Consider the following 14,762-nt stretch of genomic DNA (forward strand, 5'->3'; position numbering starts at 1 on the left):
GGAACTCCGGTCACAATACTGGGGCGGGGAGGCCGAGGCGCGGAGGAGAACCGGATGTCGACGACGGAGTCGGTGGGCGCGCGGATCCGGCGGCTCCGCCGCGCGGCCGGGATGTCGCAGGAGGCCCTGGCGCGGCCCGAGCTGTCGGCGAGCTACGTCTCGCTGCTGGAGTCGGACAAGCGGGTCCCCTCCGGTGACGTCCTCGCCCAACTGGCTCAGCGGCTCGGCCGGACCCCCGGCTACCTGCTCAACGGCGTCGACGAGCCCGACCACACCGACCTGGAGATCGAACTCCGGTACGCCGAACTCACCCTGCGCAACGGCGACGCCGAGACCGCCCTGGACGGCTACGAGAAGGTGCGGGCGACGCTGTCCCCCTCCGAGCACCGGTCGCTGTGGACCTCCGCGACGCTCGGCGTGGCCCAGTGCCTGGAGCACACGGGCAGGCTGGAGGAGGCCACGGCCCTGCTGGAGGAACTGCGGCAGGGCGCGATCACCGAGGAGCCGGGCCTGGACCAGCGCTTGGCCCTGGTGATGTCGCTGTGCCGCTGCTACCGCGAACTGGGCGACCTCTCGCACGCCGTCGAGGTCGCCGAGGGCACCATCGCCGAACTGGAGGAGCTGGACCTGCCGCCCACCACGGCGTCCGTGGAACTGCTGTCCACCCTGATCGGCATCTACGCCGAACGCGGTGACCTGAACCGGGCGGGGTACCTCGCCTCCCGAGCGGTCGAGCAGGCGCGGCTGATCAGCGACCGCAAGGCGCTGGGCGCCGCCTACTGGAACGCCAGCGTGGTGCTGCAACGCCGCGGCCGGTCGGACGAGGCGCTCTCGATGATCACGAAAGCCGTGGCGATCTACTCCGAGGGCGACAACGAGCGCGCGCTGGCCCGCATCCGCAACGCCTACGCCAGCGTCCTGCTCCAGTCCGACCCCGGAGACCAGGAGGTCGAGACCGCGAGATCGCTCCTGGAGCAGAGCGTCAGCGTGCTGACCGAACTGGGCAGCAGCATCGACGTCGCGCACGCCGAGACCGCGCTCGCCCGCGCGAACGTGATGCTGGGCGACAGCGGGAGCGCCGTCCTGCACGCCTCGCGGGCACTCGACGTCCTCGGCCCCGAGCACCGCCTGGAGAGCGCTCGGGCCCACCTCGTCCTCGCCGCGGCCCACCTGCGCCAAGGGGATCGCGCCGGCGCCCAGGCCGCGTGCGAGCGCGGAGCACTGCTGCTGGAGGCCTCGGAGGCCACCCGGCAGGCGGCGTTCGCGTGGTCGGAGCTGGCCGAGATCCTGGAGGAGAGCGGGGAGAGCGAACGCGCCGTGCAGGCCTACCGCCACAGCATGAGGCTGATGGGGCACCGGAGCCGCCTCACCGCCGGGACGCTCCGCCCGTCCGCCGCGAACGGCTGAGCCTGCCCCTCGGGGTCGACGTCGCCGACGTGCGTGGCGGTCGATCCCGGCGCGCCCGCCTCACCTCCGGGTCACGGAGGTGTCAGCAGCACAGCGGTGTCTCGCGGTGGCTCGGCGCCCCCGCGGTCGACGTGCCGCCCGCCCCGCCGTCCGGCAGGTGCGTCGCGTCGTCGACGCCCACCGCCACCACGACCGCCAGCAGCAGCGCGGACACCACGCCCCGCTGGACCTTCTCCCTCCGCGCACCGCTCGGCACGAGACGACCGGGGTCGCACTCGACCTGCCCGACCGCGAACAGCGACCGGGGATCGGCGTGTCTCACCAGCACCATGGGACATCCTCTCGGGTTCCGGGACCGAGACCACCGAGGCCGCTCCAGCACCCGGTGGCCCGCCGGCGGCCGTCGGCCGCCTGGAACCACCGTGCTACCGGCCGTTCCTGCCCCGTTCCCGTGCCGTTCCCCGGACCGGCACCACCGTCCCACTTGGCCACCGGGGGCCGGGCGAGCCTCGCGGGGCGACGACGTCCACCGTGGACGGACCCCGGTCAGTGCCCAGGGCGATGCCGATGCCCGTCCGCGCCAGGGGAGCTGGTTGCCGACGCGGTGCTCCACCGCCGCCGCGCCCCTGGCCGACAGGCGCTCGACGACCACGGCCATCGTGACCGAGCCGCGACGCGGTGCTCCTGGGCGGGCCCACCCGCGCCGCGAGCGCGTGGAGCGGCGACGCCTCCCCGAAGGCGGCCAGGGCCCGTTCGAGGCCCAGTTCGCCGTGTGCGGGCCGCCCTGGGCGACGGACCGGTACCGGCGTTCCGCTCATCGGAACCGCCGATGCGCGTCAGGCTGGCTCGTCCGTCGACCACGAGTCGATGCCCGACGCGGTGCACGTGGTGCACCAGGTCGACCCGGCCCGGTACGCCACGACCCTCGTCCAGTGGGCGGTCACGCCGCCCGCGTGACCACGTCCCCGTTCCCCAGCCGGGAGGTGGGTGCGCGGGCACCGCTGCTGGCCGAGATTATTTTCAGTTCACACTGAAATTATCGATCAGGGTGATGTCGACCAGCTCCTCCCTCCCGAGAGAGCGCTCTCTCAGAACGTCGATCTGCGCTACAGTGCTGTCACCCTCAGTGCTGTCGCCTCGACGACGAGGTCATGTGGAGTGGCGGGAGGTGGTAGGCGCGTGACTCTCCCCGCCAACCGGGTCGTGGCCGCGGCCGCGCTCGGCCGCGCCGTGCTGCTCGGTCGGGCCGCGCTCACCCTGACGGCCGCGGGCGTCGGGCTGCGGGTGCTCCCCGATCCGCGGACGGCGCTCGCCGTGCTCGTCGTGGTGCTGGTCAGCACGGCCGCGGGGCTCGTGGTCCTCGCCCGCCGCCCCGAGGTGGTGCGGCACCCGGTTCCCGTGGTCCTGGTGGACTCGGTCGTGGTGCTGGGGGTCCTGGTCGCCTCCCGCGGCGGCGTGCCCTTCTTCTGCTTCGCGGCAGGGGCGTGCGCGCTCGGCGGGGTGGTGCTCGGCGTGCGCGGGCTGGTGCTCTGGGTGCCGCACGCCGCGCTCGGCTACGCCGTGGCCGGTCACCTGCTGCTCACCGGCCCCCCGAACCCGCACCTCGCCGTGTTCGCGCTGGCCTTCCCGCCGGTGGACGTCCTCGCCGGGATCGCCGCCGCGGTCGCCACCGGCGCGCTCGGGCGGTACGTCGACCTCTCCGTGGACGTCGTCGCCTCGGCCCAGCGCTCGGCCGCCGCCTCGGAACGCGCCCGCCTCGCGCGCGAACTGCACGACTCGGTCAGCAAGACCCTGCGCGGCGTCTCGTTCGCCGCTCTCGCGCTGCCGACCTCGCTGCGCAGGCACCCCGAACTCGCCGAGCAGCTCGCGAGCACGGTGTCCAGGGGAGCCGTCGCGGCAGCCCGTGAGGCGCGGGAGCTGCTGACCGGGCTCCGGCTGGACGCCCCCGACCAGGACTTCGCCGCCACGCTGCGGCGGATCTGCGAGCACCGCGGCGAGTCGTCCGGGGTCGCGGTGCACCTCACCGCCGCACCGGTCGACCCACCGGCCGACGTGCGCTACGAGCTGAGCCGCATCCTCGACGAGGCCCTGCGCAACGCCGTGCGGCACGGCCGCCCCGAGCGGATCACGGTCACCCTCACCCACACCGACCGGCTCCGCCTGCGCGTGCACGACGACGGCGACGGCTTCCGCGTGCCCGGCGACCTCTCCGCCCTCACCGCCGGGAACCACTACGGCATCGTGGGCATGGCGGAACGCGCTCGCCACGCGGGCGGCGCGCTGGACGTGACGTCGAGGCCCGGTCGCGGCACGACGGTCGAGGTGTCGGTGCCCGTCGACGGTCCGGTTCGGCTGGCGTCGTGATCGACGTCCTGGTCGTGGACGACAACCCGATCGTGCGAGCCGCGCTGCGCGGCTTCCTCGACGGCACCGGGTCCACGCGGGTCGTGGCCGAGGCCGGGGACGGGCGGCAGGCGGTGGCCAGCGCGCGACGGCTGCGCCCCGCCGTGACCCTGTTGGACCACCGGATGCCCGTCGCGGACGGGCTGTCGGTGCTCGGTGAGCTGCGCCGGTGCACCTCGGTGCTCGTGCTGACCAGCGACGCGGACCCCGACCTGGTGGGCGGGATGCTGCGCGGTGGCGCGCGCGGTTACCTGGTGCACGGCGAGTTCGACCCCGACGAGCTGCTCCGGGCCGTGCTCGCGGTCGCGCGCGGCCAGAGCTGGCTGTCCGCTCCGGCGGCGGCCGTCGCCGTGGCGGCCGTGCGCGAGCAGGCCGACCGGGAACGGGCGCGGCACGACCAGCTGGAGCGGCAGCGGCAGCACCGGATCCGGTGGGGGCTGACGAGGCGCGAGGAGGACGTCCTGGGACTGGTGGCGGAGGGGCTGTCCAACGCGGCCATCGCCCGCAGGCTGGTGCTCACCGAGAAGACGGTGAAGAACCACCTGCACCACGCGTTCACCAAACTGCGGGTGGGCAACCGCACCGAGGCCGTCCTGCGCTGGACGAGCAGGCGGTAGCGGGTGGACCGGAAGAGCGGCGGGGACGGCCGGGTGGTGCTGCGGCGTCTGGGGTGGACGGTGCTCGCCGTCGGGGTCGCGGCGACGGCGGTGCTCGTGCCGCCGCTGGTCGTGCCGTCCCCGCCGCCCGCGCCGACGACGTCGCCACCGCAGGCCGCCGCTCCCCCCTCCGCCGCTCCCCCGTCCGCCGCCACGCCCCCGTCCACCGTCACCTCGTCCGTCGTCATCACCAGGGTCGTGGTCCCCCCACCCGTCGTCACGCCGTCGGAGGCCGCTCCCCCACCACCCGTCGGGGCGACGTCCTCGCGGCCCGCCGCGTTCCCGAGCATCACCGTGCACGCGGCCGACCCGGCCAACCTCCGCAGCGGCGCCCGCGTCATCGAGTGCGCGAGCTGCCGCGGTGGCAGCCGGGTCGGCTACATCGGCGGTCCGAACGTCCTCGCCGTCCGCGTCGCCGGGGTGCCCGCGGCGGGCACCCGCACCCTGACGATCGTCTACGAGACGGAGGAACCGCGGACGCTCATGGTCGCGGTGAACGACGGCACCGCGCAGAGCAGGCGGCTCACCGGCGCGGCGAGCCTGCTGATCCCGGCGACCACGTCGGTCGAGGTGTTCGTGCCCGCCGGGGACAGCTGGATCAGGTTCTTCAACGACACCGGCTCGGCGCCGGACGTCAACGAGATCGTGCTGAGCTGACGCGGGGGGTCAGTACCCGCCCGCGGTGTTGCACTGCACCACCTGGACGACGCAGTCCTTCACCCGGTGTCCCAGCGCGTCCTCGTCCCAGGCGAAGAACCCGTCGCCGTGCATGGACGACGCCATTCCCGACGCCAGCCGGAAACCGTCCGCACTGCCGCTGGTCGCGTAGGAGATGGAGAACGTGACCGCCGGGATGGGCACCGGGAACTGCGCGGTGCACTGACCACCCCGACCCCACGCGACGTGGCTCTTGTGGTCGGGGCTGTCCAGGTGCTTGCCGTCCCAGCAGTCGGGGAAGCGCAGGGTGAAGTGCAGCGTGCCGCCGTCGCACACCGGCCAGTTGCCGTCCCGGCTGCGGCTCCTCCCCTCCAGCGGGCCACCCGCGCAGTAGAACTGGTTGACCGCGCCGACCGGGGTCGGCACCTGGCGCGCCGCGTCCCCCACGACCATCCGCAGTCCCTGCGGCATCGGGACGGTCTTCGACTTGTCGCTGAGCAGCGATCCGTAGTAGACCACCACCTGCTTGGGCTGCACCGGCTGCTCACGCTCGAACAGCGTGGGCACCCAGTACGCCGAGTGGTCCTGCACCGGCTGGCAGCTCGACGCGGTGAAGCGCATCAGGTCGTCGAACGTGGTGCGCGCGTTGGTGCCGCTGTTGCCGATGAACGAGTGCAGGTGCGACGCGCCCGGCTGGCCGGGGAACACGATCGGGTCGTCCGGCGCGGAGTGGCTGTAGGCGCACGTGGCGTTGAACTCGGGGTTCCGATTGGGGTTGGGCGGCACGGGCCTGGGCGTCATCGCCTGGAAGGCGGCCAGTTGCGCGTTCCACTTCGCCTGATCGACCGGCATCCACGTGCCCGCCGCCATCGTCACGGCGCCGTGCTGGTGCCCGGAGTGCGACACCGCCGCCGTCCCGCCGTTCGGCACCAGCACCAGCCCCACCACCGCCACCGCCGCGGCGGCGATGGCGGTTCCGACCCTCTTCCGCTTACCTGGCACAGCTTCCTCCTCCACCCGCGGGAACCGGGACTTCCCGCCGAAGGTAGGGCGCGGCACCACGGGGGTCGTGAGTCGAAAGTCCCAGCCGCCGCCCGTTCGGGGCCCAATTCGCGAGCCCGTCCCGGATGCCCGCGCGCACCAGCACCTCGGCCGCGCCACGTGCGCCCACCCATTGTGAATGCTGATCACGCCAATAGCGGCCAGTGGTGCCCGATCATCCGAATGCCTACTGGGAAATTCCCGGTATTCGAATTCAGCCTAGTGCCCCGATAAATGCGGACCAGGGACATCCGCACCATGCTAAGCCGCGCGACACCACGTCCAGACTAGCACAATTCCTTGCCGGCACGACTGGCAGGCACTTCCCTCTAAAGGGCTAGTTTCACTAGTTGAACCACGTGTTAGCTTCAGCACCGTGGTATTTCCACGACTTGCGCGGAATGCAAAAGCGACCGGATAGCCGAAGCCGGCACGCCGCTGCCGTCATTCACTCCAGCCTTCGCAGCGTCGACGTCGGCTTGCTCAGTGAAGAAAAGGTGCACCATGTCGCAGGACAGCTTGACACGACTGTTCACTCTTCTCGACGGCAATCGCAGCGGTGGGATCGACCGGTCCGACCTGGAGACCTTCGGGGCCAGGGCGGGTGGCAGGGCCAAGGACAAGGTCGCCGCCCTGTGGGACTCGCTGTCCATCCTGGACCGCGACTCCGACGGCGTCGTGACCAAGGACGAGTTCATCGCCGGAGCCGACTACAACGCGGTGTTCGAATCCACCGTCGCTCTCCACCTGGCCCTGTTCGACTCCGCGGACGCCGACAACGACAGCAAGATCAGTCGCGCCGAGTGGGGGACCATCAATTCCACCCTGGGGATCTCGGACGCCGACGCGGACGCCAACTTCAACGCCGTCGACACCGACCGGGACGACCTGGTCACCCGCAATGAATTCCTCGAACGGGTGATCTCGCTCATCAAGGGGAACAGCGACCTCTCCTCGGTCGACGTCACGCGTCCCCCTGCGCGCACCTGAGCGAGACGCGGTCGGTCGCGAGGGTGTCGGGCGACCAGGTCGTGGACACCCCCGCTCCGACCGCGCGGGGTCACAGGTCGAGGACGACCTTGCCGCGCACCTCGCGGCCGAACAGCGCGCGGACGGCGGCGCCGACGTCCTCCCAGTCGCCCCTCGTCCCGACCCCGGCCGACAGCCTGCCCCCGGCCAGCAGGCCGAGCAGGTCCGTCAACTCCTCCGCGACCGGGGACGTCGTGTCCCCGAAGGTGTTGATCGTCCGCGGCGCGCCGAACCCGAACAGGGAGCCCGCCGGGAACGTGGTGTCGAGCCCCGAACTGGTGCCCACGAGGTGGATCGCGCCGCCCTCCGCCAACAGGTCCCACGCACCGGCGAGCAGCGGCCCTCCGACCGTGTCGAGCACGAGGTCGAACCGCCCCTCCACGGTGGACAGATCGGACACCGCCTCCGACGCGCCGAGTTCGGCCAGACCGACCGCTCGTCCGGGGCCACCGACCACCGCCGTCACGCGCGCACCGGCGAGCGCGGCCAGTTGCACGGCGAAGTGCCCCACTCCCCCGCTCGCGCCGGTGATCAGCACCCGGCGGGCCAGCAGCGACCGGGTTCGCAGGACGCGCAGCGCGGTCACCCCGGCGACGCCCAGCGCGGCGGCGTCGCTCAGCTCCACCCCGGCGGGCACCACGCCGAGCCTGGCGGGGCTGACCGCGACCCGTTCGGCCCACGCGTGCGGTGCCATCCCCACCGCGACGCGGGTGCCCTCCGGCGGACCGGAACCGTCGGCCGCGGCCCGGACGACGACGCCGGCCGCGTCGTGACCGTGGACGGCTCCGGCGGCCCACTGGTCGACGTGCTTCAGCTCGCCGAGGTTCAGCCCGATGTGCCGGACCTCCACCAGCGCCTCGTTGACGGCGGGTCGGGGCTCGTCGACGTCGGCGAACCGGACAGGTCCACCGTCGCCGTGTTCGACGACCAGTGCTCGCACGGTGATCTCCTCATCAGCGGAACGACAGGTGAGGTCGAGCCTCGATCACCGCGTCCGCGCCGACCACGTCCGGGAGCGTCAGGTGTGTGCCCGTCCGCCTCTCCGCAGGCGGCTACCGCTCGCGGACGGTGCGGCGGTACTCACCGGGCGCGAACCCCCGCGCCCGCCGGAAGGCCCGGCTGAACGCCTGCGGCGTGGCGTACCCGACCGCGCCCGCCATCACGTCGATCGGCTCGTCGGTGTCCCGCAGCCGGAGCGCGGCCAGGTCCATCCGCCAGCGGGTCAGGTACGCGCCCGGCGTCTGCCCCAGCGCGGCCGGGAAGCGCCGCGACAGCGTCGCCCTGGACACGCGGACCGCCGCGGCCAGCGTCGCGGTGGTCCACGGCCGCTCCGGGTGCTCGTGGATGTGCGTCAGCGCGTCGCGCACGACCGGGTCGAGCACAGCGCCCAGCCACGAACTCGACCGCTCGACGGGGTGGCTCTCCCACCAGGCGCGCACGAACCGCACGAGCAGCAGGTCGATGATGCTGTTCACGGCCGCCGTGGTCCCGATCCGCAGCTGGGCCAGCTCCTCGTCCAGCAGCCGGATGGCCCCGTCGAGGGAGGCGTTCGTCCTGGCGGGCAGGTGCGTCGGGGCGTCGAGCGCGGTCAGCAGCAGCGTGCTCACCTCGGGGTCCTGCTCGTAGTGCAGGGTGAGCAGCCGGGTCTGGACCGGCGAGGAGCCCAGCCGCAGGACGCCACCGCTCGACCGGGCCTCGATCGCGGCGTCCGCATCGCACGGGCCCATCCTGACGCCCGGCCCGCTCGACAGGCCGTGCGCCGTGCCGGGAGGCAGGAGGACGACGTCCCCCGCGTCCAGCCGCCGCGGCTGCTCACCGGGGACGTCGAGCCACGCCGTCCCGGCCGACACGGCGTGCAGCGCGGCTCCGGGGAAGGTGCTCAGCCACACGCCCCACTCGCCACCGGCGTCGAGCCGCACGCCGAGCGACCCCCGCGCGCCCGAGACCCGCAGCGCGTCCTCCAGAAGATCCACCGCTCACCGACCCCGCCCGCACCGACACCCCGACAGCCGCCGACGCTAGCAAGCGGGCTCCGCGAGGAGCGCCTCGATCTCCCGCCCGAACTCGCGGAGCAGGTCGTGCGGCTCGCAGCGGTCCCGGTCGCTCCTGCCGAGCACGCAGGCCGCGACCGACTGGTCCAGGGCCGCCGCCGCGGCCTCGGCCGTGAGGGTCGCCGCGGCCGGGACGCCGATGCCACCGCTCGGGAGCAGTCCTATCAGGACGGACGTCCGAGCCTCGTGGGACGCCCTCTCCGCCTGGCTTCGAACCGAACACCGACGAGGTCGCACCCGGCCCGTGCGCGAACCTCGTCCGGACCTCGCGCCCGCGGCCGAGCCGGTGTCAGCGCAGGGAGCGGAAGGTCGTCCGGATCTCCTCGACCAGCACGGCGGGCTGTTCGAGGGCGGCGAAGTGCCCGCCCTGGTCGAGCGCGCGGTAGTGCAGGACGTCGGTGTAGCGCCGCTCGACCCACCGCCGCGACGCCTGGACGGCCTCGCCGGGGAAGACGCTGAAACCGGTGGGGGTCGGGTTGGGCTCCGAGGACGGCCCCGGTTCCCGGAGCGCTTCCCAGTACAGCCGCGCCGACGAGGCACCCGCGTTGGGCAGCCAGTACATCATCACCTCGTCGAGGATCTCGTCGCGGTCGACGACCAGTTCGGGGTCGCCGTCGTTGTCCGTGACGTCCTGGAAGAGCGTGTAGATCCACGCGGCCAGACCGGCGGGCGAGTCGGCGAGGGAGTAGCCGATCGTCTGGGGCCGGGTGGACTGCTGCCTCGCGTAACCGTCCTGAGAGGACCGGTAGTGCCGCGCCCGCTCGATCATGCGCTGCTCGTCCGGTGTCGCGTCGGCCACCTCCTGCGCGGTGGGGAACACCATCGGCAGGTTGACGTGCGCGCCGAGCAGTCCCGAGGGCGCCCTGCGGCTGATCGCCTCCACGACGGCGGACCCCCAGTCACCGCCCTGCGCCACCCACTCGTCGTAGCCGAGGCGGCCCATCAGCTCGATCCACGCGTCGGCGATCCGCGACGGCCCCCAGCCCGTCGTGGTCGGCTTGTCGGAGAAGCCGAAGCCCGGCATGGACGGGACGACGACGTGGAACGCGTCCTCCGCCCGCCCGCCGTGCGCGACCGGGTCGGTCAACGGGCCCACCAGGCGCCGGAACTCCAGCACGGAGCCGGGCCAGCCGTGGCAGAGCAGGAGGGGGATGGCCGACGGCTCGGGCGAGCGGGCGTGCAGGAGGTGGACGCCCAGTCCGTCCAGGACGGTGCGGAACGAGCCGAGGTCGTTGATCTCCCGCTCGCAGCGCCGCCAGTCGTAGCCGGTGGCCCAGTGCTCGCACAGCGCGCGCAGCCGGTCCAGCTCGGGACCCTGGTCCGCGCCGGTCTCCCGGTCGGGCCAGCGGGTGTCGGCCAGTCGACGGGCCAGGTCGTCGAGTTCCCCGTCGGCGACCTCGACGCGGAACGGTTCGACGGTCGTGAGCTGACTGGACACGGAGCCTCCTCGGGATGCGGTGACGGCAGCGTAGCTCAGAAGTGGAATCTCATTTCAACTTGAGAACCTGGTTTCCAGTTGCTACGTTCGGCGCATGGAGGAACGGCCACTGCGCCGCGACGCGGAGCGCAACCGGCAACTGCTGCTGCGGACGGCCCTCGCCCTGATGGCCCGTGACGGACTGGGGGTGTCCTACGAGAAGATCGCCCACGAGGCGGGCACCGGCACGGGCACCGTGTACCGCCGGTTCCCCGAGCGGACGGACCTGGTGGACGCCCTGTTCACCGAGCACGTCGACGCCGTGGTCGGCCTCGCCGAGCGGGCGAGCCGGGCCGAGGACGCGTGGGAGGGGCTCACGTGGTTCCTGACGCGGCAGTTCGAACTGGAGGCCGACAACCGGGGCCTGGGCGAGCTGCTGCGCAGCGGGAACCAGGCGTCGCACCTCGTGGTGCGGGGCCGGGCCAGGATCACCCCGCTCGTGGCGGGGCTGGTCGACCGGGCCGTCAGCGCCGGTCAGCTGCCCGCCGGGGTGGTTCCGGGCGACCTCGTCGCCGTGCACCTGATGGTAGGCGCGGTGATGGACGCCGCCAGGGAGGTCGACCCCACCCTGTGGCGCCGTTCCCTGACCGTGGCGCTGGCCGGGCTCCGCCACGCCGAACTGCCCGGCACACCGCCGGACGAGCACGTCATCGACCGCCTCTACGGCGTCCCGCCAGCACAACCCGACCAGGAGGTCGTCCACCGTGACACTGCCGAATGACCTGCTCGACGTCCTGCACGCCCCGGCGCTGTGCTTCCTCACGACCCTCATGCCGGACGGCTCGCCCCAGATCACCGAGACCTGGGTGGACACCGACGGGGAGAACATCGTCATCAACACGGTGAGCACCCACCAGAAGACGCGCAACGTGGCGCGCGACTCGCGGGTCGCCGTGGCCATCGCGGACCCGGAGTCGCCGTCGCGCTACTGGGCGGTCCGGGGCCGCGTCCTGTCGGCCACGACCGAGGGCGCCGAGGAGCACATCGACAAGCTGGCCCACAAGTACCTGGGGCGCCCCTACCCGTGGTACGGCGGCCGGACGCAGCAGCGCGTCGTGCTGGTCATCGGCGTGGACAAGCTGCACACGCCGCGCGGGTGAGCCGGGCCCGCCCGGCTCCGCGGCGAGCCGGGCAAGCGCTTCCAGAGGAATGCACTCGATCGTGGCGAACTAACAACGCGAATGCCGGTGAATATCACGAATCACGCCGTTATTCGCGTCCGCACGTCACTCCCGCAGCCTATCGACCACCTACTCCCATTGGGTTTTAATTCCGTACGGAATCCACATGGGAAAGGAATACCATGATTCGGAGAATCGTCGCGGTGGCTGCCGCGGTGACACTGGCGGTCCTCGCCCCGGCCCCGGCCTCGGCGCGGCAGGCGCTGACCATCCCTCCTCCCGACTGCGCCGCCGTCCGCGCCCTGCTGCCGATCGCGGGCGACGGCAACTACCTGCTCAACACCGGCACCCACCTCGTGCCGGTGTACTGCCACGACATGGCGGGCGACCCGAGGGAGTACGTCACGCTCGGCGCCGCCAACTTCTCGCAGTACACCGCGGGCGGCGCGGCACCGGGCACGAGCGTGCGCACCACGTTCACCCGCGTGCGCCTCGACCCGGCGACCCTGACCGTCGACATCAACGACCTCACGTTCGCCACCTCCACCGGCTCGCTGTCCCAGGGGGCCTCCGTCGTCACCTCCATGCCCTACGCGGTCGCCATGTCCTGCGACGGCGGTGCCAGCGGTGTCGGCAGGATCGACCTCACCGGCACCGCGTTCACCCTGTCCGACACCTTCCAGGTCGGCGGGTTCGACGCGTCGGGCACCGCGACCACCAGCGCCGACAACCGCACCGCCGACCTGGCCGGTGGCGGCTACTGCGGGTGGATCACCTCGGCCCCGTACATCTACAACCCGATCAACCCGAGCGGCCCCGACCTCCACCTCGGTCTCGCGTGCGGCCCCTACAACACCATCGACGTCATCCTCAACAGGGCGTGCGTGACCCTGCCCTGATTCCCCTTTCGCGACCGCGCCGCAATTCCGCGGTTCCGGTGCCGCGTTCGACCGGCACCCGTTCTTCCTCCCCAGACACTGGGGGTGGGCCGTGCCCGGAGGGCCGGGACGCGTCCTCGACGACGGCACCCCGGCCAACCGCGTCCTACCGCCCGCCGCCGCGGTGGTCCGGCCTCAGGTGTCGGGCGAAGAACCGGTTCACGGACTCCCCCTCGAACGCGGGGACGCCGGTGTGCCCGCCCGTGTTGGCGTGCAACGTCTTCTCCGCCGACCCGAGCGCGTCGAACAGGTCCAGGGCCATCCGCCGGTCGTTGCCCTCGTCGTCCCACTGGAGCAGGACCAGCAGCGGCACGGTGACCTGCCGGGCCTCGTCGAACACCGCGCGGGGCACGAAGCTCCCGGCGAACAGGACGGCCGCGCGGACGCGCGGCTCGACCACCGCCAGCCGGACCCCGATGGAGATCACCCCTCCGGAGTACCCGACCGGGCCGCTGATCTCGGGCAGCGGGAGCAGGGCGTCCAGGAGGGCCCGCCACTCCGGGACCGCCTGCTCGACCAGGGGGAGGACGAGCCGGTCAACGGTCCCGTCGTCGACCGGCTCGCCGGCCTCCAGCGCCCGGCGCAGGTCGGCGCGGGCCTGGTCGGCGGCGGCGGACGGGGGCCGCTCCCCGGCCCAGGGCAGTTCGATGGTGGCCGCGGCGAAGCCCTCCGCCGCGCACTGCCGGGCCCTGGCCGCCAGCCTGGGGTACATCCCGCGCAGGCCGCCGGGATGGCCGAGCAGGATCAGCGGGGCCGGTGCGGAGCCGGCCGTCCACAGGACGCCGGGGACCTCGCCGAGGGTGAACGCGCGTTCGAGGACGCCGTCGTCGAGGCGCTGTTCGGACGTGAATCGCATGTGGGTCGTGCCTTTCGGGAGTGCTCGTGAGCGGCGCTCCCGGACGACCTAGCGCCCGGCCGTGACCCCGGAGGGGAGCACCCACGTCGGTACAACGGTCACGGGTACCACCTCCTCGATCTCTCGCACGGCCGCCGGGAAGGTAGCAGCGCCCGTCGCGGGTCCGCCACCGGGTTTCCGGCCGACGGGCGGGCGCACCGCCGGGATCACCCCGTGCGGCACGGGGTCCGCGAGCCGCCGCCCGCCGGCGCGAGCGCGGACGAGCCCAGCAGCGCCAGCTTCTCGGCGTCCGAGGAACCCGCTTCGGCGTGGTAGACGACGAGGGTGAGGCCGTCGGTCCCGCTGATCGCGAGCCTCTCGCGGTGCAGGCGCATCCGCCCCACCCGCGGGTGGTCGAACGGGATCGGGGCACCGCGCTGGTCGCGCACGTCGTGGCGGTCCCACAGGGCGCGGAAGCGCGGGCTGGCGGCGGTGAGCTCGCCGATGACCTCGACGAAGCGCTGGTCGTCGGTGTCGGTGCCCGCGGAGTGGCGGAGGCTGGCGACGTAGCAGCCCGTGATCCCCTCCCAGTCCTCGTGCAGGCACCGCTCGGCCGGGTCGAGGAACACGTCGAGCAGCTGGTTGCTCCCGACCGACAGGCGCGGGGACAGCGCGGTCGCCAGGGCGTTGACGGCCAGGACGTCGAAGTAGCGCCCCTCCACGAACGCGGGGTGCGGCAGGGTCGACAGGAGCACGGCGGTACCGGTGGGCACCACCTCCACCCGCGGCGTGCGGCGCGTCCGCCGGGGCCGGTCCGCGCCGAGGGCCAGCAGGTGGGCCAGGTGCTCGTCGTCGAGCAGGAGGACGCGGGCGATGGAGTCGAGGACCTGCACGGACGGGTTGCGGTCGCGACCCCGTTCCAGGCGCAGGTAGTAGTCGACGCTGATGCCCGCGAGCATGGCGACCTCCTCGCGCCGCAAGCCGGGCACCCGCCGACCACCGAGGTCGGTGAGGCCCACCTGCTCGGGCGTGACGAGCTGCCTGCGGGCGCGGAGGTACTCGCCCAGGTGGTTCGGCTTGTCGGTCACCGGACCACGGTAACCCGCCCGCGAGGCGCCCTGGGGGGACCTGTCACCACCCCGGTCCG

The 14,762-nt window shown here is 73.0% G+C and carries 16 protein-coding genes; 8 read left to right on the top strand and 8 right to left on the bottom strand.

What is annotated here, in order from left to right; translation table 11 throughout:
• Positions 1-54 precede the first annotated feature (54 nt).
• Positions 55-1,407 carry a helix-turn-helix domain-containing protein gene (locus tag AC156L_RS37255; RefSeq protein ID WP_330877906.1) on the top strand — a complete coding sequence of 451 codons (1,353 nt, stop codon included), beginning with the start codon at positions 55-57 and terminating at the stop codon, positions 1,405-1,407.
• An 82-nt stretch (positions 1,408-1,489) separates the two neighbouring features.
• Here AC156L_RS37255 and AC156L_RS37260 read toward each other — a convergent pair whose 3' ends face one another.
• Positions 1,490-1,738 carry a hypothetical protein gene (locus tag AC156L_RS37260; RefSeq protein WP_330877907.1) on the bottom strand — a complete coding sequence of 83 codons (249 nt, stop codon included), beginning with the start codon at positions 1,736-1,738 and terminating at the stop codon, positions 1,490-1,492.
• An 848-nt stretch (positions 1,739-2,586) separates the two neighbouring features.
• On the opposite strand from AC156L_RS37260, the gene AC156L_RS37265 reads away from it, so the two are divergent.
• Genes AC156L_RS37265 through AC156L_RS37275 form a run of 3 tightly spaced genes read left to right on the top strand, consistent with a single transcriptional unit; the run spans position 2,587 to position 5,123 of the window.
• Entirely contained in the window at positions 2,587-3,771 is a 1,185-nt protein-coding gene (locus tag AC156L_RS37265) for a sensor histidine kinase (RefSeq protein WP_330877908.1), read from the top strand.
• Positions 3,768-4,427 (top strand): response regulator transcription factor, encoded by a 660-nt coding sequence (locus AC156L_RS37270; protein WP_330877909.1) that lies wholly within the window; start codon positions 3,768-3,770, stop codon positions 4,425-4,427. The genes AC156L_RS37265 and AC156L_RS37270 overlap by 4 nt, the downstream gene beginning before the upstream one ends.
• Before the next feature lie 3 nt (positions 4,428-4,430).
• The gene (locus AC156L_RS37275) at positions 4,431-5,123 is read left to right on the top strand and encodes a carbohydrate-binding protein (RefSeq protein ID WP_330877910.1); all 693 of its coding nucleotides are present in this window, start codon (positions 4,431-4,433) and stop codon (positions 5,121-5,123) included.
• Between the two features lie 9 nt (positions 5,124-5,132).
• On the opposite strand, the gene AC156L_RS37280 is transcribed toward AC156L_RS37275, so the two are convergent.
• Positions 5,133-6,125: a DUF1996 domain-containing protein gene (locus AC156L_RS37280; protein WP_330877911.1), complete on the bottom strand. Its 993-nt coding sequence runs from the start codon at positions 6,123-6,125 to the stop codon at positions 5,133-5,135.
• Between the two features lie 543 nt (positions 6,126-6,668).
• Here AC156L_RS37280 and AC156L_RS37285 point away from each other — a divergent pair.
• Positions 6,669-7,154 (top strand): EF-hand domain-containing protein, encoded by a 486-nt coding sequence (locus AC156L_RS37285; RefSeq protein WP_330877912.1) that lies wholly within the window; start codon positions 6,669-6,671, stop codon positions 7,152-7,154.
• Between the two features lie 70 nt (positions 7,155-7,224).
• On the opposite strand, the gene AC156L_RS37290 is transcribed toward AC156L_RS37285, so the two are convergent.
• The 4 genes from AC156L_RS37290 to AC156L_RS37305 form a co-directional block, all read right to left on the bottom strand.
• A complete protein-coding gene (locus tag AC156L_RS37290) occupies positions 7,225-8,133 on the bottom strand; it encodes a zinc-binding dehydrogenase (protein ID WP_330877913.1) in 909 nt (302 codons plus the stop codon).
• Between the two features lie 112 nt (positions 8,134-8,245).
• Positions 8,246-9,166 carry an AraC family transcriptional regulator gene (locus AC156L_RS37295; RefSeq protein ID WP_330877914.1) on the bottom strand — a complete coding sequence of 307 codons (921 nt, stop codon included), beginning with the start codon at positions 9,164-9,166 and terminating at the stop codon, positions 8,246-8,248.
• Positions 9,167-9,211: 45 nt separating this feature from the next.
• The gene (locus tag AC156L_RS37300) at positions 9,212-9,481 is read right to left on the bottom strand and encodes a hypothetical protein (RefSeq protein WP_330877915.1); all 270 of its coding nucleotides are present in this window, start codon (positions 9,479-9,481) and stop codon (positions 9,212-9,214) included.
• 52 nt (positions 9,482-9,533) lie between these two features.
• Entirely contained in the window at positions 9,534-10,682 is a 1,149-nt protein-coding gene (locus tag AC156L_RS37305; protein WP_330877916.1) for an epoxide hydrolase family protein, read from the bottom strand.
• Between the two features lie 94 nt (positions 10,683-10,776).
• Here AC156L_RS37305 and AC156L_RS37310 point away from each other — a divergent pair, with 94 nt between their 5' ends.
• The 3 genes from AC156L_RS37310 (at position 10,777) to AC156L_RS37320 (ending at position 12,741) form a co-directional block, all read left to right on the top strand.
• Positions 10,777-11,442 carry a TetR/AcrR family transcriptional regulator gene (locus AC156L_RS37310; protein ID WP_330877917.1) on the top strand — a complete coding sequence of 222 codons (666 nt, stop codon included), beginning with the start codon at positions 10,777-10,779 and terminating at the stop codon, positions 11,440-11,442.
• Positions 11,426-11,821, top strand: a complete 396-nt coding sequence (locus tag AC156L_RS37315; RefSeq protein ID WP_330877918.1) for a PPOX class F420-dependent oxidoreductase — start codon at positions 11,426-11,428, stop codon at positions 11,819-11,821. Before AC156L_RS37310 ends, AC156L_RS37315 begins: the two co-directional genes overlap by 17 nt.
• A gap of 224 nt (positions 11,822-12,045) precedes the next feature.
• On the top strand, positions 12,046-12,741 hold the full coding sequence (locus AC156L_RS37320; protein ID WP_330877919.1) for a GON domain-containing protein: 696 nt from the start codon (positions 12,046-12,048) through the stop codon (positions 12,739-12,741).
• A 145-nt stretch (positions 12,742-12,886) separates the two neighbouring features.
• On the opposite strand, the gene AC156L_RS37325 is transcribed toward AC156L_RS37320, so the two are convergent.
• Both AC156L_RS37325 and AC156L_RS37330 read right to left on the bottom strand, forming a co-directional pair.
• On the bottom strand, positions 12,887-13,636 hold the full coding sequence (locus tag AC156L_RS37325; protein WP_330877920.1) for a dienelactone hydrolase family protein: 750 nt from the start codon (positions 13,634-13,636) through the stop codon (positions 12,887-12,889).
• A 206-nt stretch (positions 13,637-13,842) separates the two neighbouring features.
• Positions 13,843-14,703, bottom strand: a complete 861-nt coding sequence (locus AC156L_RS37330; RefSeq protein WP_330877921.1) for a helix-turn-helix domain-containing protein — start codon at positions 14,701-14,703, stop codon at positions 13,843-13,845.
• Between the last annotated feature and the right edge of the window lie 59 nt (positions 14,704-14,762).

It is taken from the genome of Umezawaea sp. (assembly GCF_057122925.1).